Source organism: Microbacterium resistens (assembly GCF_021172025.1).
GTDB classification, from domain to species: Bacteria; Actinomycetota; Actinomycetes; order Actinomycetales; family Microbacteriaceae; genus Microbacterium; species Microbacterium resistens.
Window position 1 is genome coordinate 3,981,335 of sequence record NZ_CP082781.1, and the last position, 23,917, is coordinate 4,005,251.

A 23,917-nucleotide genomic window follows, 5' to 3' on the forward strand; every position below is an offset into this window, starting at 1 on the left:
GCGGTGACCCTCCGCCTGTATGACACGCGCGCGCAGCAGCTGCGCGACTTCACGCCCCTCGACCCCGAGAACGTGACGATCTACGTGTGCGGACCCACCGTGCAGTCGGGGCCCCACATCGGGCACGTGCGCGGCGCCCTGAGCTTCGACATCCTGCGCCGGTGGCTCGCGCGTACCCACGGCCGGGTCACGCTCGTGCGGAACGTCACGGACATCGACGACAAGGTGCTCGCCAACGCGACGCCCGAGGAGCCGTGGTGGGCTCTCGCCTACCGGATGGAGCAGGAGTTCACGGCCGCGTACGCCGCGGTGCGCATCCTGCCGCCCACCTACGAGCCGCGCGCGACTGCCTCGGTGCCGCAGATGCAGGAGATCATCGCCCGCCTGATCGAGCGCGGACACGCCTACGCGGCCGAGGACGGCTCCGGCGACGTGTACTTCGACGTGCGGTCGTGGCCGGAGTACGGGGCGCTCACCCGGCAGTCGGTGGACGCGATGGAGGACGCCGCGGATGCGGACCCGCGCGCGAAGCGTGCGCCGCAGGACTTCGCCCTGTGGAAGGGCGCCAAGCCCGACGAGCCCGCCGACGCGACCTGGGCCTCGCCGTGGGGTCCGGGGCGTCCCGGCTGGCACATCGAGTGCTCGGCGATGTCCCGGCGCTATCTCGGCGCGGACTTCGACATCCACGGCGGCGGACTCGACCTGCGCTTCCCGCACCACGAGAACGAGCTGGCGCAGTCGACCGCGGCCGGGGACGGGTTCGCCCGGTACTGGGTGCACAACGGGCTGGTGACCGTGGACGGCCAGAAGATGTCGAAGTCCCTCGGGAACTTCACCCTCGCCGCGGACGTCCTCGCCGCGCACGATCCGCTCGTGGTGCGCTACGCCCTCTCGGCCGCGCACTACCGGTCGAGCCTGGACCTCACCGACGCCTCCTGGGCGGAGGCGGAGGCGGCTCTCGGCCGCATCCGCGGCTTCCTGGAGCGCGCCCAGCGGGCCTCCGCGCGGAACGAGGCGCGGCGCCGCGCCGCGCCGGAGGAGGCGTCGGCCCCCGAGAACACGGAGTACATCCCCCTCGTCCCCGTGGAGTTCGCGCGGGCGATGGACGACGACCTCGGCGTGCCCCAGGCGCTCGCGGTGCTGCACGATCGCGTGCGGCGGGGCAATCAGGCGCTCGATGACGGCGACGACGCGGCCGCCGAGCGCGCGCTGATCGAGGTGCGCGCGATGGCCGAGGTGCTGGGCGTCGATCCGCTGGCCCCCGAGTGGGGGTCGGGACGGGGCGGCGCCGAGGCGAGCGCCCTCGACGCCCTCGTTCAGACGATGATCGCCCAGCGCGCCCAGGCGCGGGCGGAGAAGGACTGGCCCGCGGCCGATCGCATCCGCGATGCGATCGCTGCCGCGGGCATCACGCTGGAGGACTCTCCGGCAGGAACCCATTGGAGCATCGATGGCTAAGCCAGGCCGCCCCGGAGCGGGCAACAGCAAGAAGAAGGGCCCTCAGAAGGGCACCGGAGGACACAGCCGCAAGGCGCTGGAGGGGAAGGGCCCGACGCCCAAGGCGGAGGACCGCGCGTGGCACGTCGCCGGCAAGCGCAAGGCCGCCCAGGAGCGGTACGCCGCTGCCGGAGGCCGCGGCAAGCCCGGGCAGAAGCCGTCCGGGTCCAACCCGAACCGGGCCGCGGGCCGCGGCGGAGGCAAGGCGGCTGCGAACGACACGGAGACCGTCACGGGTCGCAACTCGGTCCTGGAGGCGCTGCGCGCCAAGATCCCGGCCACCACGATGTACATCGCCCAGCGTGTCGAGATGGACGACCGCGTGAAGGAGATGCTCGCGATCGCCCGCCACCGGGAGATCCCCGTGCTGGAGGTCACCCGTCAGGAGCTGGACCGGATGGCCGGGTTCGACGGGGTGCACCAGGGCGTCGCGCTCAAGGTCCCGCCGTACGAGTACGCCCACCCGCAGGACCTGCTGGAGGAGATCATCGACCGGGGGGAGACCCCGCTGCTGGTCGCCCTGGACGGCGTGACGGATCCACGCAACCTCGGTGCGATCATCCGGTCCACCGCGGCCTTCGGCGGGCAGGGGGTCATCCTGCCGCAGCGCCGTTCGGCGAGCGTGAACTCGGCGGCGTGGAAGACCAGCGCCGGAGCGGCCGCGCGCATCCCGGTCGCGCTCGCGTCGAACCTCACGACCCAGCTCAAGGAGTTCAAGAAGCAGGGCGTGTTCGTGCTGGGCCTGGACGGCGGCGGCGACGTCTCCCTGCCGGCGCTAGAGCTCGCGGACCGTCCCGTCGTGATCGTCGTCGGGTCCGAGGGCAAGGGCCTGTCGCGGCTGGTGACGGAGACCTGCGACCAGATCGTATCCATCCCCATCTCCGCGGCGACCGAGTCGTTGAACGCGGGGATCGCCGCCTCCGTCGCGCTCTACCAGGTGGCGACGCTGCGCGCGTCCGCCGGCACCGGGGACTAGTCGTGGCCGCGGCGGGGGAGACGCACATCGCGTTCCCTCGCCGTGTGCGGGACGTGCCGGGACTGCCGCCCCGGGTCTTCGACGTCGCGGCGACGGGCCTGTTCGGGCTGGAGGGGGCCTTGGCCGCGGCGCACGCGGGGCTCGACGTGCTCGGGGTCGTCGTCGTGGGGTTCCTCGTGGCCCTCGGCGGAGGGATCCTCCGGGACGTCCTGCTGGGCGATCTGCCTCCGGCGGCGTTCCGGTCGCCCGTCCGGATCGTCGTCGCCTTGGCCGCCGCCGTGCTCGCGTTCGTCGCTTTCGCGACGATCGACACGGTGCCGACGGCGCTGCTGGCCGTCCTGGACGCGGTGGGCATGGCTCTGTTCGCCGTGACCGGCGCCCAGAAGGCGGTGGAGCACGGCATGAGCCTCTGGGTGGTCGGGGTGCTGGGGACGCTCACCGCGACCGGCGGCGGCATCCTCCGGGATGTGCTGCTGGGGCGGACGGCTCTGGTGCTCTCGGAGAGCGTGTACGGCACCGCCGCGCTGCTCGGCGCCGTGCTCACCGGCGTCCTGCTGCGCACGATGCCGATGCCGCGTCTCGCGCTGCTCCTCGGCTTCGTCTCGGCCGCGGCTCTGCGCATCGCGGCCTACTTCGGGGACTGGCAGCTGCCGCGCATCGACGGTTGACGGCCGCCGACGCGCACATCCGATCGGCGCACGGCTCCGAACCTTCGGTGAGCGGCACTCGCCGCCACGACGAAGGAGGAAATCATGCGTACGTCCCCGAACCGTCTCATCGCCGTCGTCTTCGGCGCCGTCTACGTCCTCGTGGGGCTGCTCGGCTTCGCGGTCACCGGCGGCGTCTCGTTCCTGGCCACCGAAGGTGGGCTGCTGCTGGGAATCTTCATGGTCAATCCCCTGCACAACGTGGCGCACATCCTGATCGGGGCGGCGCTGCTGATCGCGGGCCTCGTCTCCGTGCGCGCGGCGAAGGCCGTCAACATCGTCGTGGGCGCCGCGTACCTGCTGCTGGGCATCGTCGGGTTCTTCCTGGCGGGGACCGCGGCGAACGTGCTCGCGCTGAACACGTTCGACCACGTCCTCCACCTGGCCAGCGCCGTTCTGCTCCTCGCGGTCGGTCTGGGGAGCGAACGGGCGACGACGCGCGTCGCACGGGCCTGATCCGACGATGATCGCCGCCTTTCGGGCCTGGCCGGCGCTGTTCGCCGGGGGCAGCGGTCTCCTGCATCTCTCGCTCGGAGCCTCGCTCGCGCAGGGCATGGTGACCATGCCTCGGACCGTCGTCCTCGTCCTGCTTCTGATCCTGGGCGCGGCCGAGCTCGCGTGGGCGGGAACGAGCCTCCGTGCGGGGCGTCCGGTCGCGCCGCGCGCGGCAGCGGGGGCGTCGTCGGCCGGGATCGTGCTGGGAGGGGCGGCGATCATCGCGGGGGCGTCGCCGTTGGCCGTCGGCGCCTCCTGCGCTCTGGTCCTCCTCGGAGTGGGGCTGATGGCGCGGTCGCGATCCCGGCGGCCTGCCCGTCCGGGCGGACCCGGACGGGCGACCGTGGCGACGGCGGTGGGCGCGGTGCTCGTGGCCGCCCTCGTGACGCCTGCGCTGTCGACCGTCTCGGTCCCGCCGGACGGTGCTCGAGGATCGGTGTCGGTGCCCGACCCCCACGGCGGCCATTGACCGTCGGCGGCTGCTCCGGAGCGCAGCGTCCTTGGACGAGAGCGCATCGCCTCGATATACCGCGCCGCCGGCGGAATAGCGAGGCGGTGAGCGGACTTGATCCTTGCGTATTCTGAGTCACAGATCGAAAGGAACACCATGGCCCGCATCGTCGTCATCGGAGGGACCGGCTACGCCGGCGCACACATCGTCGCCGAGGCGGCGAGCCGCGGGCACGAGGTCGTCTCCGTCTCCCGCAGCACGCCGGCCGCTCCCGTGGAGGGCGTGCGCTACGTCAGCGGCGACGTCCGTGACGTGGCGGCCATCGCCGGGGAGCTCGAAGGCGCCGACGCCGTCGTGTCGGCTCTCTCGCCCCGCGGCGACATGGAGGACGCCGTGCTCGACGTGCTCCGCGACCTGATCGCGCGCCTCAGCGGCACGTCCACCCGTCTCGGCGTGGTGGGCGGGGCCGGCGGAAGCCTGGTCGCGCCGGGCGGACCGCGTCTGATCGATCAGGACTTCCCGGAGGAGTACAAGCACGAGGCGCAGGTGGGGATCGACTCGCTGGAGCTCCTGCAGGCGGCGGACGCCGGTCTGGACTGGTTCTTCATCCACCCCGCGGAGGTCTTCGGCGCCTGGGCCGAGGGCGAGCGCACGGGTTCCTATCGTGACGGTGGCGACGTGATCGTCCGCGACGACGAGGGTAAGTCCTTCATCTCGGGCGCCGATTTCGCCGTGGCCGTCGTCGACGAGATCGAGACGCCGAAGCACTCCCGCGGTCGCTTCACCGTCGGCTACTGAGGCCGCGGCGACGTGGGCTCTTCCTCATCGTCGCGCCCGCGTCTGCGTTGGACCGGTCTTCGCCGGCAGGAGGCCGCCCTCATCGCCATCACGGCGGTGTGGGGCGGCACCTTCCTCGTCGTCCACCTCGCGATGGAGCACAGCGGGCCGATGTTCTTCGTCGGGCTGCGCTTCGTCACGGCGGGGCTGCTGAGCGCGCTGATCTTCCGCCGGGTGCTGCGCGGGATCCGTCTCCGCGAGATCGCCGCGGGGGCGTCGATCGGCGCGGCGATCTTCCTCGGGTACGGTCTGCAGACGGCTGGCCTGCAGACCATCGACTCCAGCACGTCGGCGTTCATCACCGCCTTCTACGTCCCGCTCGTGCCGCTGCTGCAGTGGGTCGTGTTCAGGAAGGCCCCGCGGGCCATGGCGATCGTCGGCGCCGCGCTCGCGTTCGTCGGACTCATCCTCGTCGCCGGTCCCGGAGCCTCCGGCGTCCGCCTCGGTGACGGCGAGATCCTCACCCTGCTGAGCACGCTGCCGATCGCCGGTGAGATCATTCTCATCGGCCTCTTCGCCGGGCGATACGAGCTGGGTCGGCTCACGGTCGTGCAGCTGCTCACGGCCGGGGTCCTGGGGTTCGCCGCCATGCCCCTGGTCGGCGAGGCGTTCCCCGCGTTCTCGTGGGTGTGGCTGGCCGCGGCCGTGGGGATGGGGGTCGCGAGCGCGGTCATCCAGCTCACGATGACATGGGCGCAGCGCACGGTCTCGCCCACGCGCGCCACCATCATCTACGCCGGAGAGCCCGTCTGGGCCGGGGTCGTCGGCCGGATCGCGGGGGAGCGCCTGCCGCTGCTGGCCCTCCTCGGCGCCGCCTTCATCGTGGCGGGCACCCTCGTCAGCGAGCTCCAGCTCCGTCGCCCGCGCCCTCCGGATCCCCCTGAGCCTTCCGCTCCGCCGCCCGCCGCGATGACGTCGGGGTGACCCGGGTCGGCGATCCGGGGTCAGACGAGGTCGCGCCAGTCGATGGCGTCGGTGTCGTCCGACACCGGGACGGCGCCGGTCACGACGGGCAGGGACATCGTCTCGGTCGGCGGCCCCATGATCGTCGCCTCGTCCCTGCGGTGGCGCAGCACGTCGTTGATGTATGACGTGAGCACCTCGGCCAGGGCCACCGAGCGACCGCGGGCCTGGGACATGTACCACCGGTGCTCCAGCACCTGGTGGAAGACCTCGGCGGGCTCGAGCTTGGCACGCAGGTCGTAGGGGATCGCGCGGACGACCGGTTCGAACACTCGCGTCAGCCACTCGTGGGCGTACATCTCCTCGTCCGCCCACTGCTTCGTCGACCGGGCGCGGAACTCGTCCAGGTCGTTGAGCAGCCGTCGGGCCTGGTTCTCCTCGACGTCGAGCCCCGTGAGGCGGATGAGCCGGCGCTGGTGGTGCCCGGCGTCGACGACCTTCGGCTCGATCTCCACCCGGGTGCCGTCGGCCGTGGTCTGGATCGACATCTCGCCGATGTCGAAGCCGAGCGCGTTGAGGCGTTCGACGCGCTCGGTGATCCGCCAGGTCTCGCCGGCCGCGAACGACTCCTGCTCGGTGAGCGCCGCCCAGAGAGCGCGGTAGGAGGAGACGATCCCGTCCGCGATCGCGACCGCGTCCACCCCGTGCTCCAGGCGTCCGCCCGCGGCGAGGTCCATGATCTCGCCGGCGATGTTGGTCCGGGCGACGTCGAGGTCGTGCGCTCGCTGCCCGTCGGTGAGCCCGGTCTCGTGCAGCTCGCCGGTCTCGGCATCCACGAGGTAGGCGGCGAAGGCGCCGGCGTCCCGACGGAACAGCGCGTTGGACAGCGACACGTCGCCCCAGAAGAAGCCCACGTTGTGCAGCCGCACGAGCAGGAGTGCCAGCGCGTCGACCAGGCGTGTGGCGGTGTCGGGGCGCAGCACGCGGGTGAACAGCGCTCGGTACGGCATGGAGAAGCGCAGGTGCGAGGTGACCAGCGCCGCCGGGAGCGACTCGCCCCGATCGTCCGTCCGCCCGGCGATCACGGCTACGCGGGACACGCACGGCACGTCCAGGCGGGCGAGGTTGCCGAGCATCTCGTACTCCCGGCGAGCCATCTCCTCCGTCGTCTCCTTCACCGCCACGACGGTGCCGGAGAGATCGGCGAACCGGACGAGGTGGCGGGAGAGGCCCTTGGGCAGGGACACGATGGCCTGCGAGGGCCACTTCGCCAGCGGCAGGGACCACGGCAGAGCCAACAGGCCCGGATCGACCGTGCTCGCGGTGATCGTCAGCGACTCCTGCATGCGCTGCTCTCCCTTCCCCTCCATCATCCCGGAAACACGACGCGGCGCGGGGGACCGGAGTCCGCCCGCGCCGCGTGCAGTGAGGTCAGGCCGCCGAGACGATCGGCTTGTCGTTGAGACGGTCGCCGGACTCGATGTCGAAGGCGTGCACGTGGCCGGGGTTGGCGGACAGCGTGACGGTCTCGCCCGCGTTCGGGTGGTTGCGGCCGTCGACGCGCGCGACGAGGTCGGTGCGCTTGCCGTTGATCTCGGTGTGGCCGTAGAGGTAGCCGTCGGCGCCGAGCTCCTCGACCAGGTCGACGACCACGGACAGCCCCTTGCCGTCGGCGGGGCCGACGGTGATGTCCTCGGGGCGCACGCCCACGGTGACCTGCGAACCGGTCGCACGGCCAACGGTGTCGCGGTCGAGCGGGACGACCTCGGTGCCGAACTGGACGCCGCCCTCGGCGAGGTCCGCCGAGAAGAGGTTCATGGCCGGGGAGCCGATGAAGCCGGCGACGAACACGTTGTTCGGCTTCTCGTACAGGTCGCGCGGCGAGCCGACCTGCTGGAGCAGGCCGTCCTTGAGCACGGCGATCCGGTCGCCCATCGTGAGCGCCTCGGTCTGGTCGTGCGTGACGTAGACGGTGGTGACGCCGAGACGACGCTGCAGCGACGCGATCTGCGTACGCGTCTGCACGCGCAGCTTGGCGTCCAGGTTCGACAGCGGCTCGTCCATGAGGAACACCTGCGGCTGACGGACGATCGCGCGGCCCATGGCGACACGCTGGCGCTGACCGCCCGAGAGGGCCTTCGGCTTGCGGGTCAAGTACTGCTCCAGGTCGAGGAGCTTCGCGGCCTCGAGGACACGCGCGGCGCGCTCCTCCTTGCCGACGCCGGCGATCTTGAGCGCGAAGCCCATGTTCTCGGCCACGGTCATGTGCGGGTACAGCGCGTAGTTCTGGAAGACCATCGCGATGTCGCGGTCCTTCGGCGGGACGTCGGTGACGTCGCGGTCGCCGATGAGGATGCGGCCGGCGTTGACCTCTTCGAGACCGGCCAGCATGCGCAGCGACGTGGACTTTCCGCAGCCGGAGGGGCCGACGAGGACGAGGAACTCGCCGTCGCCCACCTCGAGGTTCAGCTTGTCCACGGCGGGGCGGGTACCCCCGGGGTAGAGACGGGTCGCTTCGTCAAAAGTGACAGATGCCATCTGCTTTTCTCCTTCACCGGCAGGTACGTGCCGGACGATCCTTCGTGATGGAAGCGGCGGGGGTGAGCCGCCGTGGCCCGTCATCGGGCCAGGCTCAGTATGGCACGCGGCGGGGCCGCCGGTCCATCGTCGTCGCCGACGCGTCCAGGTCCCGTTCCGGCGCCGTCTGGGTTTTTCCCAGCCTGCCTGGCTAGCATCGACGACGGTGCTGCGAACGCAGCCGAGGGGAGCGGATCCCCGCCGAGTCTCAAGAGGAACGATGTCGAGCGACGAAACGCCGAACGTCCCCACCCGCCACTCGCGTGACGCGGTTCGGGAGAAGGCACAGCAGGTGCACGCCAAGCAGTCCCGCGCACGGATCATGCGACGGGTGATCATCGGGCTCGTCGCGGTGGTCGCCGTCGGAGCGGCGGGGACGGCTGTGGCCTGGGCCGTGGGCTCCGCGGTGTCCAAGCCCGAGCTGCGCCCCTCGAACATGTCGGAGGACGGCGTCGTGGTCCGCGACGCGGCCGTGACGGCGACCTCGACGGACGCCACGCCGACGCCCGCTCCGAGCGAGGCCGCGCCGACGGCCGGGGAGACCGCGACGCCGTCGCCCGAGCCGACGAGCACGGCCGCCGCCGGGGCGGTGGACATCCACATCTACGTCGACTACCTCGCCTCGGCCGCGGGAGAGTTCGAGAAGGCGAACGCCAAGCAGCTCAACGGCTGGATCGAGCAGGGCGCCGCGACGGTGTCGTACCACCCGGTCGCGCTGCTCACGGCGAACTCGAACGGCACGAAGTACTCGCTGCGCGCCGCCGCCGCGGCCGCCTGCGTGGCCACCCACGCCCCGGACCAGTTCTACTCCTACAGCCACGAGCTGCTGGCGGATCAGCCGGCGCCGGACACCGACGGCAAGACGGACGCGGACCTCGCCGACATCGCCGACTCGGTCGGCGTCGACGACCTCAAGCAGGTGCGCTCCTGCATCGAGGGCAAGGACTACGTCGGCTGGGCCAAGGACGCCACCACCCGGGCCCTCGAGGGTCCGCTTCCCGGCTCGAAGGACCTCGTTCTGACCGACGCGTTCACGGTGCTCGTGAACGGACAGGCCTACACCGGCGCTCTGGACGATCCCGCCGAGTTCTCGCAGTTCGTCCTCTCCGTCGCGAGCGACGCGTACTACGGCACGCCGGAGCCGACCGCGACCCCGCAGCCCACCCCGACACCGAGCTCCTAGTCGTTCGGCCGGAGGCATCGGACCCGTCGCGTCCCTCCGCGATGGGTCCGATGCGCATGTCGCGGTGTGCGTGTCCTGGTCGCACGCTCACTAGACTGTGAAGTCCTCGCCTCCTTAGCTCATCTGGTAGAGCAGCGGCCTTGTAAACCGCAGGTGGCCGGTTCGAGTCCGGCAGGAGGCTCCACGTATCGCCGGTTCAGGGAGCGCTGGACAGGGACGCGGCCTCGATCCACCGGGTCGCCTCGGCCGAGGCGAGAAGCGCCTCGTCCATGATCTCGCGGGTCGCCGGCGCGGTCAGCCACTCGCTGGCGAACGACGGCGGCACGAGGACCGGCATCCGGTCGTGGATGCCTGACAGTCGTTCCGGCGCGGGCTGCATGACGATCGAGTAGCAGGTGAACCAGTCGTCGCCGATCCGGCCCCGCTGGGCGACGGCTGCCATGCCGAACAGCGTCGGCTGGCCGAGGCGGAACTCGTGCCACACTCGGTTCGGCTTCTGCATCTCGAACCACCGGGTGGCGGGCACGATCGCCCGGGTGCGCAGACCCCCCGGGCGATCCTGCAGTCGCTCGGACCGGGTGTTGATCGACGGGAACCGGGACGGCGCCCCGTCGATGAGGAAGCCCCACCAGGCGAGCTCCAGCGCCGGTGTGTCGTCGCGCTGCACCACCAGGGGATTGAGGTTGCGCATGTTCTTGCCGGTGGGCCGCAGGGTCTCCCCGGCGTTCTGCGCCGCCCACGCGCGAATCCCCTCCAGCAGTTCGTCGTCCGCCTCCTCCAACAGCTGGGCGTCGCTGAAGCGGGGATCGAGGCCATAGCTCGCGCACATGCGGACAGCGTACTGCCGCCCGCCGACACCGGCGCGGGGCGATGCTCCGGCCTCCGGTAGGGTCGTCGGGTGAGGGAACGGACGGGGCGCGCGGGAACCGCGCTCGCCGTCGGCGGCGCCGTCGCGATCGGCGCGATGACCGCGGTCCAGGCGAGGGTGAACGGCGTCCTGGGCGTCCGGCTCGGCGACGGGATCGTCGCCGGCTTCGTGTCCTTCTCCGTCGGTCTGATCGTGCTCCTGCTCGTCGTCCCGCTCCTGCCGTCCGGCCGCGCAGGCGTCGCGCGGCTGTGGCGCGGCGTCCGGGGCAGGACGATCCCGCCGTGGATGCTCCTCGGCGGCGTCTGCGGGGCGCTGACCGTGTCGACCCAGGGCCTGGTGGCGGGCGTCCTCGGCGTCGCCCTGTTCACCGTCGGGGTGGTCGCCGGGCAGACTCTGCACGGCCTGGTCCTCGACCGGATCGGCATCGGCCCCGCTGGGGTGGTCGCGGTGACCCCGGGACGCGTGCTCGGCGGGCTGCTCGCCCTCGTCGCGGTGGGAATCTCCCTGGGCGGCGACGTCCTGTCGCGGGCGCCGCTGTGGATGCTCGTGCTGCCCTTCGCCACGGGCGTGGGCATCGCGTTCCAGGCGGCGGCCAACGGGCGTCTCGGCCAGCGGGTCTCCTCGCCGATCACGGCGACCCTGACGAGCTTCCTCGGCGGGACCCTCGTCCTCGCCGCGGCCGCCGGGCTCAGCATCCTGGCGGGCGGGCCGCCGAACGCCCTGCCGGCCGAGCCCTGGCTGTACCTCGGCGGGCTGCTCGGCTTCGCCTACATCCTGCTGGGGGTCGTCGTCGTCGCCCGGACGGGCGTCCTGCTCATGGGACTCGGTGCGGTCCTCGGCCAGCTCGCGACCTCGATCGCGATCGACTTCCTGTGGCCCCCCGCTGCCGGACCCGCCGCCTGGCAGACCGTCCTCATGATCGTCGTCGCCGCGTGCTCCGTGGTCGTGGCGGTGCCGTGGCGCCGGCGCCGGTCCGGCGGGGCTTCCCGCTAGCGCGCGTCAGCGCCGGCGGCAGCCTCGCGGCGCAGGCGCTCCAGACGCCGCTCCGCCTTGCGCAGCTTCGCGACCTTCTTCTCCGCCTTGCGGATCCGCGCGGCCCGGCGCGCCGTCGGATCCTTCTTCTTCGCCTTCTTCGGCTCCTTCTTCGGCTTCTTCGAGGAAGGGCGCTGCGTCGACCCGGGGTGCTCCGAGGCGACGTCCTCGCCCGTCGCGGAAGAGCCCGGGAGGTCTGACAGCACGAGGGCGGGGTCGAGCGTCTTACGCCTTCCGGAAGAACGCTCCGGCTTGCCGCCGACGTAGAGCCAGCCGAGCAGCGCCTCGTCCGCGCCCAGCCCATGGACAGCGGCGACCTCCGGCGAGCGGGTGTAGCCGCCGGTGCGCCAGATCACGCCCCAGCCGGCCTCGTCCAGGAGGAGACTCAGCAGATGGGCGACGCCGGAGGCCACGGCCTCCTGCTCCCACCGAGGGACCTTCTCGCTGGCGCGATAGCTGGCCACGACGGCGACGAGCAGCGGCGCCCGCAGCGGCTTCGTCGACGGCTCGTCCGCGCCCTGCGCGCGGGCGATCGCCGCGCCCAGCGCGTGCCGGTCGTCGCCGCGCAGGGCGATCAGCCGCCACGGGCGCAGCGAGGAGTGGTCGGCGACGCGGCCCGCGGCGGCGACGAACTCCGCGAGCGCCGCGGGCGAGGGCGCGTCATCGGTGACCTTCGACCAGGACTGTCGGGCGAGCGCGGCGTCGCGCGCGCTCACGACGCTGTCTCGCCGGCGTCCGACTCGGGCTGGAACGACAGGGCGACCGAGTTCATGCAGTAGCGGTCTCCCGTGGGGGTGCCGAAGCCGTCGGGGAAGACGTGTCCCAGGTGCGAGCCGCACGCGGCGCACCGCACCTCCGTGCGCACCATGCCGAGGCTGGTGTCCTCGATCAGCTCGACCGCCTCGGGGCGGATCGACTCGTAGAAGCTCGGCCAGCCGCATCCCGAGTCGAACTTGGTGCCGCTGCGGAACAGCTCCGCGCCGCAGGCCCCGCAGGTGTAGAGGCCGGCCCGATGCTCGTCGAGCAGCTCGCCCGTCCACGGGCGTTCGGTCGCCGCCTCGCGGAGCACGGCGTACCGCTCGGCGCCGAGCTCCGAGCGCCACTCGTCGTCGGTCTTGTTCACGCGATAGTCCATGAGGTTCCTCCCGGAGTGCGGTTGCCCCTCCATTCTCGTCGCTTCCGCCGCCCCCGGGGTCGCGGTGCCGTGCCGGATGCGGGGATCGCGGAGCGCCTGCCGGGGTCGCCGGTCACGCGGACGTACGCTGAGCGGGATGACCGAGCAGCTGTCCGACCGCGATCGCGGCCTCCTCGCCTTCGAGGCGCGCTGGCCGCGCCACAGCGGGGCCAAGGAGGAGGCGATCCGCGTCGAGCTGGATCTGCCGCCCGCCCGGTACTACCTGCTCCTGGACCGGCTGATCGACACGGCGCCGGCGCTCGAGCACGATCCCCTGCTCGTGCGGCGTCTCCGGCGGATGCGGGACGAGGGCGAGCAGCGGCGCGCCTCCCGCTTGTCCGGCGTCGCGCGCTGACGGCGTATCCCCCTGAGCGGGCGGTGGCACGCTCAGGGGGCGCACAGGCGTACCGCTAACATCGAGGGGTGCCCACACCCGATCGCGACCGCTTCGACGACGTCCCCCGCACGCACGGCCGCGTCGGCGCGCACCGGGCCGAGAACCCGGGCATGAACGGCTGGGTCGTGCTTCTGTGGTCGATCGTCGCGGCGCTGGTCCTGATCGTCGCCGGTGTGTTCGGCGCCATGGTCGTCATGGGCAAGATCTCCTTCGGTCCCGAGCCGACCGTGAGCGTCGCGCCGTCCAGCCCCGAGACCTCGGCGCCGACGCTCGACACCTCCTACGCGGTGCTCGTCCTCAACGCCACCACCGTGGACAACCTGGCCGCCACGGTGCGCGACTCGATCGTGACCGCCGGGTTCCCGGAGACGGCGGTGATCGCCAGCAACGCGGACGCCACCGACTTCCCGCAGACGACCGTGTACTTCCAGAACCCGGAGGACCAGGCCGCGGCCGAGGCGCTGGCCGGTCTGATCGGCGGAGCACAGGTCCTGCAGAGCGACGTGTACGCCGACGACGTGGTCGAGGGCCAGAAGCAGTTGACGGTGGTGATCGGTCTCGACCGAGTGCCGGCGGACGCGCCCGCCGAGGAGCAGCCGCCGGCCGACGAGCAGCCGCCGGCCGAGGACGCCTCCGCCGACACCACGGCGGAGGGGACCGCGGACAGCACGGCGGATGCGACCGCCGGGGCCGAGGCGGACGCCAGCGGAGACGCGACGGCGGAGTAGCGCCGGGGCGGCTTGCACTCGATGGGGGCGAGTGCCAGAATGGCATTAGCACTCGCTCTCGCTGAGTGCTAAACCCAACGCCTACGTCCAGGAGGGACGACACTACTCATGGCAAAGATCATCGCTTTCGATGAGGAGGCCCGCCGTGGCCTCGAGCGCGGCCTGAACATCCTGGCCGACGCGGTCAAGGTGACGCTCGGCCCGCGCGGCCGCAACGTCGTGCTCGAGAAGAAGTGGGGCGCCCCCACGATCACGAACGACGGCGTGTCGATCGCCAAGGAGATCGAGCTCGACGACCCGTACGAGAAGATCGGTGCGGAGCTCGTCAAGGAGGTCGCCAAGAAGACCGACGACGTCGCGGGTGACGGAACCACGACCGCGACCGTCCTCGCCCAGGCGCTCGTCCGCGAGGGCCTGCGCAACGTCGCCGCCGGCGCCGACCCGATCAGCCTGAAGAAGGGCATCGAGAAGGCCGTCGCCGCGATCACCGCCGAGCTGCTCGAGAACGCCAAGGAGATCGAGTCCAAGGAGCAGATCGCCGCGACCGCCTCCATCTCGGCGGCCGACACGGAGATCGGCGCGCTCATCGCCGAGGCCATCGACAAGGTGGGCAAGGAGGGCGTCGTCACCGTCGAGGAGTCGCAGACCTTCGGCACCGAGCTCGAGCTCACCGAGGGCATGCGCTTCGACAAGGGCTACCTGAACCCCTACTTCGTCACGGACCCGGACCGCCAGGAGGCCGTCTTCGAGGACCCGTACATCCTGATCGCGAACCAGAAGATCTCCAACATCAAGGACCTTCTGCCGGTCGTCGACAAGGTGATCCAGGACGGCAAGGAGCTCGTCATCATCGCCGAGGACGTCGAGGGCGAGGCGCTCGCGACCCTGGTGCTGAACAAGATCCGCGGCATCTTCAAGTCGGTCGCCGTCAAGGCCCCCGGCTTCGGCGACCGCCGCAAGGCCCAGCTGCAGGACATCGCGATCCTCACGGGCGGCACGGTCATCACCGAGGAGGTCGGTCTCAAGCTCGAGAACACCACCCTCGACCTGCTCGGCCGCGCGCGCAAGGTCATCGTCACCAAGGACGAGACCACGATCGTCGAGGGTGCCGGCGACGCCGACCAGATCGCCGGTCGCGTGACCCAGATCCGTCGTGAGATCGAGAACACCGACAGCGACTACGACCGCGAGAAGCTGCAGGAGCGCCTCGCCAAGCTCGCCGGCGGCGTGGCCGTCATCAAGGCGGGTGCGGCGACCGAGGTCGAGCTCAAGGAGCGCAAGCACCGCATCGAGGACGCCGTGCGCAACGCCAAGGCGGCCGTCGAGGAGGGCATCGTCCCCGGTGGTGGCGTGGCCCTCATCCAGTCCGGCACCAAGGCGCTGGCCGCCCTCGAGCTCTCGGGCGACGAGGCGACCGGTGCGAACATCGTGCGCGTCGCGATCGAGGCCCCGCTGAAGCAGATCGCCCTCAACGCCGGCCTCGAGCCGGGCGTCGTCGCGGCGAAGGTCTCGGAGCTCCCCGCGGGCCAGGGCCTGAACGCGGCCACCGGCGAGTACGGTGACATGTTCGGCCAGGGCATCATCGACCCGGCCAAGGTCACCCGTTCGGCGCTGCAGAACGCCGCGTCGATCGCGGGTCTGTTCCTCACGACGGAGGCCGTCGTGGCGGACAAGCCGGAGAAGGCTGCGGCTGCTCCGGCCGACCCGACGGGCGGCATGGACTTCTGATCCCGCTCTGACGAAGAGGACCCCCGGCGTCTCGCCGGGGGTCCTCTTCGTTTCGGGGTGCGCGGTGCCGGGTCAGCGGAACAGCGCCGCCGAGTACTGCTCGGCCTGCACATACTGCTGCCCCGCCTGATCCAGGGCCTGGGTGATCGCGGCCAGCGCCTGCTCCACCTGGCTCTGCGCGGCCTGCCACTGCTCGTTCGCGGACTGGAACGCCGCGGAGGCCCCGCCGGTCCAGGTGTTCTGCAGCATCGTGAAGTGTCCTCGCAGCGTGACGGTCTCCTGCTGGAGTCGCTCCACGGCGGCGCGCATGGAGTTGGTGACCGAGAAGACGTCGTCGGTGTTGACGGTGATGACGGACATGGGTGTTCCCTTCGAAGAGGCGTCAGCGGACGCTTCGACGCTACGGTCCGCGGCGTCCCCTCCGACGGCGCCTCCCACGATCCGTGGAGGAGGCGGAGGCGGGCCCGGCCGGTGCAGGAGGAGCCGGCGGATCGGGTCAGAGGTCGAGGGGCTCGATGGGCTGGGTGTCTTGCAGGAGGTGCTCGGGCGTCGCACGGGACGGGGCGAGCGGGAGCTCCACGGTGAAGGTCGCCCCGCCCCCGTCGGTCTCGGTGACGTTCACGGAGCCCTGCAGAGCCTGGACGATCGAGGCCACGATGGCCAGTCCGAGCCCGGATCCGCCCGTCTCCCGGGCGCGGGAGCTGTCGGCCCGCCAGAAGCGCTGGAAGATCTGCTCGCGGATCGGTTCGGGGACGCCTTCGCCGTGGTCGACGATCGAGAACCAGCCGACACCCTTGTGGCGATCGGCGCCCACGACGATCTCGATCGGGGCGTCGTCCGCGGAGAAGCGCCGTGCGTTGCCGAGGAGGTTCGCGATCACCTGTCGGACCTTGTTCTCCTCGCCGAGCACGATCGGCGGAGTGGACACCGGCGCCACGACCGCCTCGGAGAAGTCGATCTGCGGCATCGGCGGCGTCTCGCGGGCCTTCCGGCGCAGGCGCGAGAGCGAGATCGGCACGCGGCCCCGGGTCCCGACCGGACGCGTCGTCGGCGTCTCCTCGGTCCGCGGTCGGTGCGGAAGATGGGGGCGGTGGTTCGGGGTGCTCGCCGGAGTCGGGGTCGTGGTCTCCGCGGTCGTGTCGACGACCGTCACCGGCCGCCGCGGCGCCGCGGCGCGCAGGTCCAGGGCCGCGTCCTGGGCGAGGGGCCGCAGATCGAGCGGCTCGATCGTCAGCTCGCGCTGCTCGTCGAGGCGCGCGAGGGCCAGCAGGTCCTCGACGAGCACGCCCATCCGCAGCGCCTCCTTCTCGATCCGCTCCATGGCGCGGGCGGTGTCCTCCTCGCCCGAGATCGCGCCCATGCGGTACAGCTCGGCATAGCCGCGCACGCTCACCAGCGGGGTGCGCAGTTCGTGGCTGGCATCGCCGATGAAGCGGCGCATGTGGCTCACGGTGCGGTCGCGCTGGGCGATGGAGGCGTCCAGCCGGTCGAGCATCGTGTTGATCGCGGTGTTGAGCCGGCCCACCTCGGTCGTGGGCTCGAGATCCGTCATGCGCTGGCTGAAGTCGCCCGCCGCGATCGCCATGGCGGTCGACTCGACCTGACCCAGCCGGCGGAAGGTGAGGGTGACGAGGCCGCGGGTCGTCAGCGCGGCGACGAGGATCGTCAGCAGCGCGATCGTGGTGAACACCCCGAGATAGGTGGTGATGATCTCGTCGGTCTCGTGCAGCGACAGCGCGACGACCTGCGTGTAGGTCGCGCTCGCCCCGGGGATCGGACGCACCGCGGCGCTGGCCCGGAACTCTGTGCCCTGCGCGCCGTGCAGCACGAGGACCGCGTCGGCGTCGGCATGGGCCTCGGCGACGGTGTAGTTCGGGTCGAAATCCGGCGGGACGTCACCGGGGGAGCCGCCCGCGATGCCCTTGAGATTCCCCGCGGCGTCGTAGATGGCCACGAAGTAGCTGGACAGTCGCAGCGCATCCGGCTTGGCCGTCGCGACCAGGCCGCCCTCGCCGTCCGCCGCGATGGTGAAGTACCGGCTGGCGACGTCGGTGGACACCAGCGCGGGCAGCTGCGACTCGACGTTCCCGATCAGCGACGAGCGCAGGATCGGCATCGTGCCGATCCCGGTGACGATGAGCCCCAGGGCGAGGACCGCCACGGTGACCCCGGTGACCTTGGCGCGCAGGCTGATGCGCCGCCACCATCGGGTGACCGCGTCGGTCTTGTGGGACATCTCAGGCCGACTTGCCGACCTTCAGCATGTAGCCGAAACCGCGCTTGGTCTGGATCACCGGCTCGGTGGTGTGCGGATCGATCTTGCGCCGGAGATAGGAGATGTAGCTCTCCACGATCCCCGCATCGCCGTTGAAGTCGTACTCCCAGACGTGGTCGAGGATCTGCGCCTTGGACAGCACACGGTTCGGGTTGAGCATGAGATAGCGCAGCAGCTTGAACTCCGTGGGGCTGAGCTCGATCGACGTCGACCCGACCATGACGTCGTGCGTGTCCTGGTCCATCGAGAGCTCGCCGGCGCGGATCATCGACTCCTCGTCCGCCTGCATCGTGCGGCGGAGGATCGCCTGTGCGCGAGCGACGATCTCGTCCAGGCTGAACGGCTTGGTGACGTAGTCGTCGCCGCCGGCGTTGAGCCCCTCGATCTTGTCCTCGGTCTCGTCCTTGGCGGTGAGGAAGAGGATCGGGGCGGTGAATCCCGCGCCGCGCAGGCGCTTGGTGACGCTGAACCCGTTCATGTCCGGAAGCATGACGTCCAGGATGATCAGATCCGGCTCCTCCTCCAGGACGGCGGAGATGGTGGCGGCGCCGTTGGCGACCGTCTTCACGGAGAACCCGGCGAAGCTCAGGCCCGTGGACAGCAGGTCGCGGATGTTCGGCTCGTCGTCGACGACCAGGATGCGCGCTTCAGTCATGCCCCCATTATGGTGATCGCGGCCATGCATGTCCTGGATTCGCTGGGAGACGTGTTCCCGGCGGTGTCGGACGCCCCGTGCCGTGGGCCGTCGGACGCGGTGCCCGTTCCCGCCGTGCGCGGAGTACCGTGGCGGCATGGACGCGGATCGGGGCACGGATTTCGAGGAGGACGCGGCGGACCACGGTGGCGACGCGGCCTGCTGGCTGGCCCAGGTCTGCCCCGAGTGCGGGGCTCTGCTCGATGACCGCGTCAGCCCGTGCTGGCGCTGCGGGCGCCTCCCCGGCGAGAGCGACGCCTGAGGCCCTTCCCTCCCGGCAGCCGCGCGTGGAATCAGGCGGACGCGCGGGATCAGGCGGAGTTGCGCTGCGTGTGCCTGTTCTGGCGTGTTCGCCTGAGCTCGCGCGCTGACTGCACGCGTCAGGTGAGGCGACCGGCGCGAGGGTTCGTGCGCGTGGAATCAGGCGGACGCGCGGGATCAGGCGGAGTTGCGCTGCGTGTGCCTGTTCTCGCGTGTTCGCCTGAGCTCGCGCGCTGAGAGCACGCGCGAGGCAGGGCGCCGTGCCTGTCAGATCGCGCCCCGAATACGGTCAGGCGGCGGCGAGCTCGTCGGCGTCGAGGATCGTGTAGCTGTAGCCCTGCTCGGCGAGGAAGCGCTGGCGGTTCTGGGCGTAGTCCTGATCCACCGTGTCACGGGCGATGAGCGTGTAGAAGCTCGCCGTGTGCCCGGACTGCTTGGGGCGCAGGAGCCGCCCCAAGCGCTGCGCCTCCTCCTGGCGGGACCCGAAGGAGCCGGAGACCTGGATCGCCACGGACGCCTCGGGAAGGTCGATCGAGAAGTTCGCGACCTTCGAGACGACGAGGAGATCGATCTCGCCCTCCCGGAACTGGCGGTACAGCTCCTCGCGCTCGTCCACGGGGGTGGCCCCGGTGATCTGCGGAGCGCCGAGGGCGTCGGAGAGCGTGTCCAACTGGTCCAGGTACTGGCCGATGACGAGGATGCGCTCGCCGGGGTGCTTGGCGATGAGCTCTCGGACGGCCGTGATCTTCGCCGGCGCCGAGGCGGCGAGCCGGTAGCGCTCGTCGTCGGTCGCCGCCGCGTACTCCAGCCGGTCCCCGGGCGGGAGGTCCACGCGGACCTCATAGCAGGCGGCGGGGGAGATGAACCCCTGCGCCTCGATCTGCTTCCATGGCGCGTCGAAGCGCTTGGGGCCGATGAGGCTGAACACATCGCCCTCGCGGCCGTCCTCACGCACGAGCGTCGCCGTCAGGCCGATCCGGCGGCGGGCCTGGAGGTCCGCGGTCAGCTTGAACACGGGGGCCGGGAGCAGATGCACCTCGTCGTACACGATCAGGCCCCAGTCCATCTCGTCCAGGAGGGAGAGGTGGGCGTACTGGCCCTTCCGCTTCGCCGTGAGGATCTGGTAAGTCGCGATGGTGACCGGCTTGACCTCCTTGACCTGCCCGGAGTACTCGCCGATCTCCTCCGCCGTGAGGGAGGTGCGCTTGAGCAGCTCGTCGCGCCACTGCCGGGCGGACACGGCGTTGGTCACCAGGATCAGGGTCGTCGTCTTGGTCGCGGCCATCGCACCTGCGCCGACGATGGTCTTCCCCGCGCCGCAGGGGAGAACGATCACGCCGGATCCGTCCTTCTCGTACGCGTCGACCGCCTGGCGCTGATACGGGCGCATCTCCCAGCCGTCCTCGGCGAGGGCGATCTCATGCGGCGTGCCGGGGGTGTACCCGGCGAGGTCCTCGGCGGGCCAGCCGATCTTCAGCAGCTCCTGCTTGATCTGCCCACGTGCCCAGGCGTCGACGACGTACGTGTCCGGAGCCGGGTGTCCGATCAGCAGCGGCTGGATGCGCTTGTTGTGCGCCACCTGCGTGAGCACGGCCGGATCGGTGGAGCGCAGGATCAGCGTGCCCTCCTCGTCGCGCTCGATCACCAGCCGCCCGTAACGGTCGACCGTCTCGCGCAGGTCGACCGCGACCGAGGGGGGAACGGGGAACCGAGACCAGCGATCGAGCGTCTCCAGCATGTCGTCGGCGCTGTGGCCCGCGGCGCGCGCGTTCCAGAGCCCGAGCCGGGTGATCCGGTAGGTGTGGATGTGCTCGGGCGCGCGCTCCAGCTCGGCGAAGATCGCCAGCTCGTGCCGCGCGCTCTCGGCATCGGCGTGGGCGACCTCGAGCAGGACGGTGCGGTCGCTCTGGACGATCAGGGGGCCATCGGACATAGCCGTCCAGTCTACCCGGCGCCCGTGCATGGGCGGCGGTGCGTCGGGGTCGGCGGTCAGGCGGTCCCGGACTCGACGACGCGGGTGGAGCGGATGCTGCGCACGGGGAGGGTGCGTTCCACATCCGCGGTGCGGTCCCGGCCGCGCAGGCGTCCTCCGCCGAGACCCGTGACCTCCAGGACGAGCTCGCGGGTGGAGCCGTCGGGCATCGCGACCTCGACGGCGAGCACCTCCCGGTGGCGGACGGCGTGCTCCAGCTCCCGGTCGAGCCACGCCGCGTCCGCGTCCGGCCCCTGGGCCGCTCGGAGGCGGGCCAGAAGCCCGGCGTAGCGGGCGCGCGGCTCCTCCGCCTCCGGAGCGGGCTCCACCGTGCCGGGACGCGACGCGCGCTCGTCCCGCCCGTCCGGTCCGATGAGGCTCGCAGGATAGTGCTCGTCGATCAGCGCCCAGAAGACGGCGTCTCGCCCGACGCGGGTGAGAAGGGTCCCGTCCTCCGCGACCAGGCCCAGCGGACGCAGTGCCTGGTCCACGGCGATGGCCTCCAGGAGGTGGGGGTCGGAGCTGGTGACCAGTGTCCGTCCCGACTCCGGATGGGAGCCGACGCGGATCAGACCGTGCCGCTGGGCCGCCTGCGAGATGAGGTACCGGAGCGGTTGGGGGACGCCGGTGAGGGAGAGCGATTCGAGGAACCCGAGGATGCCCTCCTCGGTCTCGCCCGACGCCAGGGCCGCGGCCACGGCATCCGCGGTGAAGCGATACGAAGAGGCCTGCGCCGCGGACTCGCGCACGGCGAATGTGCGAAGGCGCAGGTCGAGCGCGGGAAGGAGCGGGCCGGGAGCGATGGCCGTCAGATCGTTCTGGAGGAAGATGCGGTCCACCTCGGCCGGGAGATGGGCGCTCAGGGCCTCCCGGTCGGCCGGTCGCCCGCGCCGCAGAGAGGTGCCCCACGGCGTCTCGGCCCCGGAGACGTGGAGCCCGAGGAGGGCGGCCCGGCGCAGCAGGTCGGTGGCGGTCTGATCCCACGACGGGTCCCACGGGTGCGCCAGAGGCCACTGATCGTAGGCCGCCCACCCGCCGTCGTCCGTTCGCAGCGACCGGGGGAGGGAGGAGCGCAGGCCCTCGGCGAGGGCCGCCCATCTCTCCGGACCGGTCAGGGCGAGCCACTGCTCGCCGCGCGTCGTCATGCGCAGCTGCCGATCCACGGGACGCAGCAGGCCCGCGGCGGTGCCGAGGGCGAAGAGGTCGTCCAGCAGCGCGGAATCGTCCGGCAGCCCGTGATCCACGGCGCGGCGCTTCTCGATCGCACCGACCTGTCCGCCGGCGAGAAGACCGAAGGGCGACTCCTGCGCCAGCACCAGGAGGTCGGCGAGGACCGCCGTCGTCGTGAACGCGCGCTCCGCGGCGCCGGCCGAGGCCGGCGCGTCCGCTTCCGCGGGGGCGTCGTCCGCCGCGGGGACGCGCGGCGCCTCTCGTTCCCCGAGGGCGGCCGAGACGGACGGGAACGGCGATCCGTCGGCGCGCAGCAGCCCGGCCGCCTCGAGGCCGGCGCGCGCGGCGCCTGCGTCCCGCCCTGCGGCGGCCTCGACGAGAGCGTACGCCTCCTCGGCGGAGAGGCGGGGCAGCAGCCGTGTGATCGACGCGGTCTCGAGCAGCGCCTCTGCCGCGTCGAAGAAGTCCTCCCACGGCGCGTCGGGCCGCACCTCCCGGCGGGCGAACAGCTCCGCCACCTCGTCGTCGGACCGGGCGGCGAGCGCTTCGGCGAGCGGGCGTGCGTGACTGCTCATCGTCGAGCCGGGCAGCGGCGTCAGGAGCGCCGCGCCGCGCGTCCTCTGCGCACGAAGTTCATCACGAGCAGGGCGATGATCATCAGCAGCGCGATCGGCAGGCCCCACAGCGGTATCGCGGCGACGACCGGCCAGATCCCGCCGCCGAAGTCGGCCTGCGACATCCCGAACGCGGTGCCGAAGATGATCGCGAAGAAGCACAGGATCGAGGCCGCGGCGAGTCCCAGGGCGGTGAACGCGAGGAAGCGGTCGACGGCGCGGACCGGGACGTCGTCGGCGCGCGGGGAAGTGCTCATCCGTCTCAGCCTACCCGCTCCGAGACCGGTAGGCTGGAGAGCGCGGACAGGTCCCGTCCGCGCGCCCATACGCCGGATCCGCCGATCCGGTCCCACCGATCAGCGAGGTTCTCCCATGCCCACCGGCAAGGTCAGGTTCTACGACGACGAGAAGGGGTTCGGCTTCATCTCCACGGATGACGGCCAGGACGTCTTCCTGCACGCCACGGCCCTCCCCGCCGGCGCCACCATCAAGGCCGGATCCCGCGTCGAGTTCGGTCTCGCCGACGGCAAGCGCGGTCCTCAGGCGCTGTCGGTGCGCGTGCTCGAGGCTCCGGTGAGCCTCGCCAAGGCGAAGCGGAAGTCCGCGGACGACATGGCGATCATCGTCGAGGATCTGGTGAAGCTCCTCGACGGCATCGGCGGCGACCTGCGTCGTGGCCGTTACCCCTCCTCCTCCCACGGCCGCAAGATCGCGGCCGTCCTGCGCAAGGTCGCCGATGACCTCGACGCCTGAGGCGGACCAGCGCCTGCTCGATGCGAGGGATCTCGCCCTCGCCGCGCTGCATGAGATCACGCCGGCATCCACGGTCGGCCCTCCCGCCGGCCACCAGGTGGAGGCCGACGGGTCCGTCTCTCTCACGTTCGAGAATCGCCTGGCCGGATACCCCGGGTGGTACTGGACGGTCACCGTTGCGCGCGTGGACGACGCCGACCCGACCGTCCTCGAGGTCGAGCTGCTTCCCGGCGACGGCGCTCTGATCGCGCCGGACTGGGTGCCGTGGGCCGAGCGTCTCGCCGAGTACCGCGCGCACCAGGCCGAGCTGGCCGAGCAGGCGGCGGCGCAGGGAGACGATGAGGACGAGGGCGCGGATCTCGACGACGACGAGGCCCTCGACGACGAGGACGCCGACGAGGAGTCCGACGACGAGGAGGAGTTCGACGACGACTCGGACGAGGAGGCGGTGGCGCCGCGTCTGCACGCGGGCGACGTCGACGGCGTCGACATTGACGAGCTCGACGAGTCCGCCGACGACGAGGACTCCGCCGACGACGAGGACGACGAGGATGACGAGGGCCCTCAGGGCGACGAGGCGGGCGACTCCGAGGAGGAGTAGCCGGTCCGCATGAGCGAGGCCCCG

Annotated in this window: 25 protein-coding genes, 1 tRNA gene and 1 pseudogene; 16 read left to right on the forward strand and 11 right to left on the reverse strand. The window is 71.6% G+C overall.

All coding sequences use genetic code 11. The features are described from left to right. Window positions 1–3 precede the first annotated feature (3 nt). From cysS to K8F61_RS18875, 7 genes are all read left to right on the forward strand, one after another. Window positions 4–1,458 (forward strand): cysteine--tRNA ligase, encoded by a 1,455-nt coding sequence (gene cysS, locus K8F61_RS18845; protein ID WP_231820262.1) that lies wholly within the window; start codon window positions 4–6, stop codon window positions 1,456–1,458. Then, window positions 1,451–2,473, forward strand: a complete 1,023-nt coding sequence (gene rlmB / locus K8F61_RS18850; protein WP_067248276.1) for a 23S rRNA (guanosine(2251)-2'-O)-methyltransferase RlmB — start codon at window positions 1,451–1,453, stop codon at window positions 2,471–2,473. The genes cysS and rlmB overlap by 8 nt, the downstream gene beginning before the upstream one ends. Window positions 2,474–2,475: 2 nt before the next feature. Beyond that, window positions 2,476–3,141: a trimeric intracellular cation channel family protein gene (locus tag K8F61_RS18855; protein ID WP_231820263.1), complete on the forward strand. Its 666-nt coding sequence runs from the start codon at window positions 2,476–2,478 to the stop codon at window positions 3,139–3,141. A gap of 84 nt (window positions 3,142–3,225) precedes the next feature. Further along, the gene (locus tag K8F61_RS18860; protein ID WP_219084871.1) at window positions 3,226–3,636 is read left to right on the forward strand and encodes a DUF4383 domain-containing protein; all 411 of its coding nucleotides are present in this window, start codon (window positions 3,226–3,228) and stop codon (window positions 3,634–3,636) included. 7 nt (window positions 3,637–3,643) lie between these two features. Then, on the forward strand, window positions 3,644–4,144 hold the full coding sequence (locus K8F61_RS18865) for a hypothetical protein (RefSeq protein WP_067248266.1): 501 nt from the start codon (window positions 3,644–3,646) through the stop codon (window positions 4,142–4,144). 138 nt (window positions 4,145–4,282) lie between these two features. Beyond that, a complete protein-coding gene (locus tag K8F61_RS18870) occupies window positions 4,283–4,924 on the forward strand; it encodes an NAD(P)-dependent oxidoreductase (protein WP_067248262.1) in 642 nt (213 codons plus the stop codon). 12 nt (window positions 4,925–4,936) lie between these two features. Beyond that, window positions 4,937–5,887: a DMT family transporter gene (locus K8F61_RS18875; RefSeq protein WP_231820264.1), complete on the forward strand. Its 951-nt coding sequence runs from the start codon at window positions 4,937–4,939 to the stop codon at window positions 5,885–5,887. A gap of 20 nt (window positions 5,888–5,907) precedes the next feature. Here K8F61_RS18875 and K8F61_RS18880 read toward each other — a convergent pair whose 3' ends face one another. After that, a complete protein-coding gene (locus K8F61_RS18880; RefSeq protein WP_067248305.1) occupies window positions 5,908–7,212 on the reverse strand; it encodes a DUF4032 domain-containing protein in 1,305 nt (434 codons plus the stop codon). Between the two features lie 85 nt (window positions 7,213–7,297). Further along, entirely contained in the window at window positions 7,298–8,404 is a 1,107-nt protein-coding gene (locus tag K8F61_RS18885) for an ABC transporter ATP-binding protein (protein ID WP_231820265.1), read from the reverse strand. 259 nt (window positions 8,405–8,663) lie between these two features. Between K8F61_RS18885 and K8F61_RS18890 the strand changes: the two genes are divergently transcribed. Together K8F61_RS18890 and K8F61_RS18895 are read left to right on the forward strand one after the other, a co-directional pair. Beyond that, entirely contained in the window at window positions 8,664–9,626 is a 963-nt protein-coding gene (locus tag K8F61_RS18890; protein WP_067248251.1) for a DsbA family protein, read from the forward strand. Between the two features lie 108 nt (window positions 9,627–9,734). Then, window positions 9,735–9,810 (forward strand) — tRNA-Thr (locus K8F61_RS18895). A 12-nt stretch (window positions 9,811–9,822) separates the two neighbouring features. On the opposite strand, the gene K8F61_RS18900 is transcribed toward K8F61_RS18895, so the two are convergent. Next, entirely contained in the window at window positions 9,823–10,455 is a 633-nt protein-coding gene (locus tag K8F61_RS18900; RefSeq protein ID WP_231820266.1) for an SOS response-associated peptidase family protein, read from the reverse strand. A 135-nt stretch (window positions 10,456–10,590) separates the two neighbouring features. On the opposite strand from K8F61_RS18900, the gene K8F61_RS18905 reads away from it, so the two are divergent. Continuing rightward, complete coding sequence (locus K8F61_RS18905) at window positions 10,591–11,487, forward strand: DMT family transporter (protein WP_219084907.1); 897 nt, start codon at window positions 10,591–10,593, stop codon at window positions 11,485–11,487. A gap of 227 nt (window positions 11,488–11,714) precedes the next feature. Here K8F61_RS18905 and K8F61_RS18910 read toward each other — a convergent pair. Together K8F61_RS18910 and msrB are read right to left on the reverse strand one after the other, a co-directional pair. Further along, window positions 11,715–12,242 (reverse strand): annotated as a pseudogene (locus K8F61_RS18910) (nitroreductase family protein); the annotation flags it as partial. Next, window positions 12,239–12,661: a peptide-methionine (R)-S-oxide reductase MsrB gene (msrB, locus tag K8F61_RS18915; protein ID WP_231820267.1), complete on the reverse strand. Its 423-nt coding sequence runs from the start codon at window positions 12,659–12,661 to the stop codon at window positions 12,239–12,241. The pseudogene K8F61_RS18910 and the gene msrB, both read right to left, overlap by 4 nt. Before the next feature lie 136 nt (window positions 12,662–12,797). Here msrB and K8F61_RS18920 point away from each other — a divergent pair, with 136 nt between their 5' ends. The 3 genes from K8F61_RS18920 to groL all read left to right on the forward strand — a co-directional run bounded on the left by K8F61_RS18920 (window position 12,798) and on the right by groL (window position 15,553). Then, window positions 12,798–13,055: a DUF3263 domain-containing protein gene (locus K8F61_RS18920; protein ID WP_067249960.1), complete on the forward strand. Its 258-nt coding sequence runs from the start codon at window positions 12,798–12,800 to the stop codon at window positions 13,053–13,055. A 68-nt stretch (window positions 13,056–13,123) separates the two neighbouring features. Next, window positions 13,124–13,825: a LytR C-terminal domain-containing protein gene (locus tag K8F61_RS18925; RefSeq protein ID WP_231820268.1), complete on the forward strand. Its 702-nt coding sequence runs from the start codon at window positions 13,124–13,126 to the stop codon at window positions 13,823–13,825. Window positions 13,826–13,933: 108 nt separating this feature from the next. Then, window positions 13,934–15,553: a chaperonin GroEL gene (groL, locus tag K8F61_RS18930; protein WP_067249957.1), complete on the forward strand. Its 1,620-nt coding sequence runs from the start codon at window positions 13,934–13,936 to the stop codon at window positions 15,551–15,553. Window positions 15,554–15,625: 72 nt separating this feature from the next. Here groL and K8F61_RS18935 read toward each other — a convergent pair whose 3' ends face one another. The 3 genes from K8F61_RS18935 to K8F61_RS18945 all read right to left on the reverse strand — a co-directional run bounded on the left by K8F61_RS18935 (window position 15,626) and on the right by K8F61_RS18945 (window position 18,483). Further along, a complete protein-coding gene (locus K8F61_RS18935; RefSeq protein WP_067249954.1) occupies window positions 15,626–15,913 on the reverse strand; it encodes a WXG100 family type VII secretion target in 288 nt (95 codons plus the stop codon). 136 nt (window positions 15,914–16,049) lie between these two features. Beyond that, window positions 16,050–17,789, reverse strand: coding sequence for a sensor histidine kinase (locus K8F61_RS18940; protein WP_219084876.1), 1,740 nt, complete (start codon window positions 17,787–17,789; stop codon window positions 16,050–16,052). Window position 17,790: 1 nt separating this feature from the next. Beyond that, window positions 17,791–18,483 carry a response regulator transcription factor gene (locus K8F61_RS18945; protein ID WP_067249947.1) on the reverse strand — a complete coding sequence of 231 codons (693 nt, stop codon included), beginning with the start codon at window positions 18,481–18,483 and terminating at the stop codon, window positions 17,791–17,793. A gap of 136 nt (window positions 18,484–18,619) precedes the next feature. On the opposite strand from K8F61_RS18945, the gene K8F61_RS18950 reads away from it, so the two are divergent. Further along, on the forward strand, window positions 18,620–18,784 hold the full coding sequence (locus K8F61_RS18950) for a hypothetical protein (RefSeq protein ID WP_231820269.1): 165 nt from the start codon (window positions 18,620–18,622) through the stop codon (window positions 18,782–18,784). Window positions 18,785–19,072: 288 nt separating this feature from the next. On the opposite strand, the gene K8F61_RS18955 is transcribed toward K8F61_RS18950, so the two are convergent. Genes K8F61_RS18955 through K8F61_RS18965 form a run of 3 tightly spaced genes read right to left on the reverse strand, consistent with a single transcriptional unit; the run spans window position 19,073 to window position 22,796 of the window. Continuing rightward, a complete protein-coding gene (locus K8F61_RS18955; RefSeq protein ID WP_219084878.1) occupies window positions 19,073–20,716 on the reverse strand; it encodes a DNA repair helicase XPB in 1,644 nt (547 codons plus the stop codon). Between the two features lie 56 nt (window positions 20,717–20,772). Then, the gene (locus K8F61_RS18960) at window positions 20,773–22,500 is read right to left on the reverse strand and encodes a helicase-associated domain-containing protein (RefSeq protein WP_231820270.1); all 1,728 of its coding nucleotides are present in this window, start codon (window positions 22,498–22,500) and stop codon (window positions 20,773–20,775) included. A gap of 20 nt (window positions 22,501–22,520) precedes the next feature. Then, window positions 22,521–22,796 (reverse strand): multidrug ABC transporter ATPase, encoded by a 276-nt coding sequence (locus tag K8F61_RS18965; RefSeq protein WP_067248519.1) that lies wholly within the window; start codon window positions 22,794–22,796, stop codon window positions 22,521–22,523. Window positions 22,797–22,911: 115 nt separating this feature from the next. Between K8F61_RS18965 and K8F61_RS18970 the strand changes: the two genes are divergently transcribed. Both K8F61_RS18970 and K8F61_RS18975 read left to right on the forward strand, forming a co-directional pair. After that, window positions 22,912–23,292 (forward strand): cold-shock protein, encoded by a 381-nt coding sequence (locus tag K8F61_RS18970; protein ID WP_067248523.1) that lies wholly within the window; start codon window positions 22,912–22,914, stop codon window positions 23,290–23,292. Then, the gene (locus K8F61_RS18975; RefSeq protein WP_231820271.1) at window positions 23,276–23,893 is read left to right on the forward strand and encodes a DUF3027 domain-containing protein; all 618 of its coding nucleotides are present in this window, start codon (window positions 23,276–23,278) and stop codon (window positions 23,891–23,893) included. Before K8F61_RS18970 ends, K8F61_RS18975 begins: the two co-directional genes overlap by 17 nt. Window positions 23,894–23,917 lie beyond the last annotated feature (24 nt).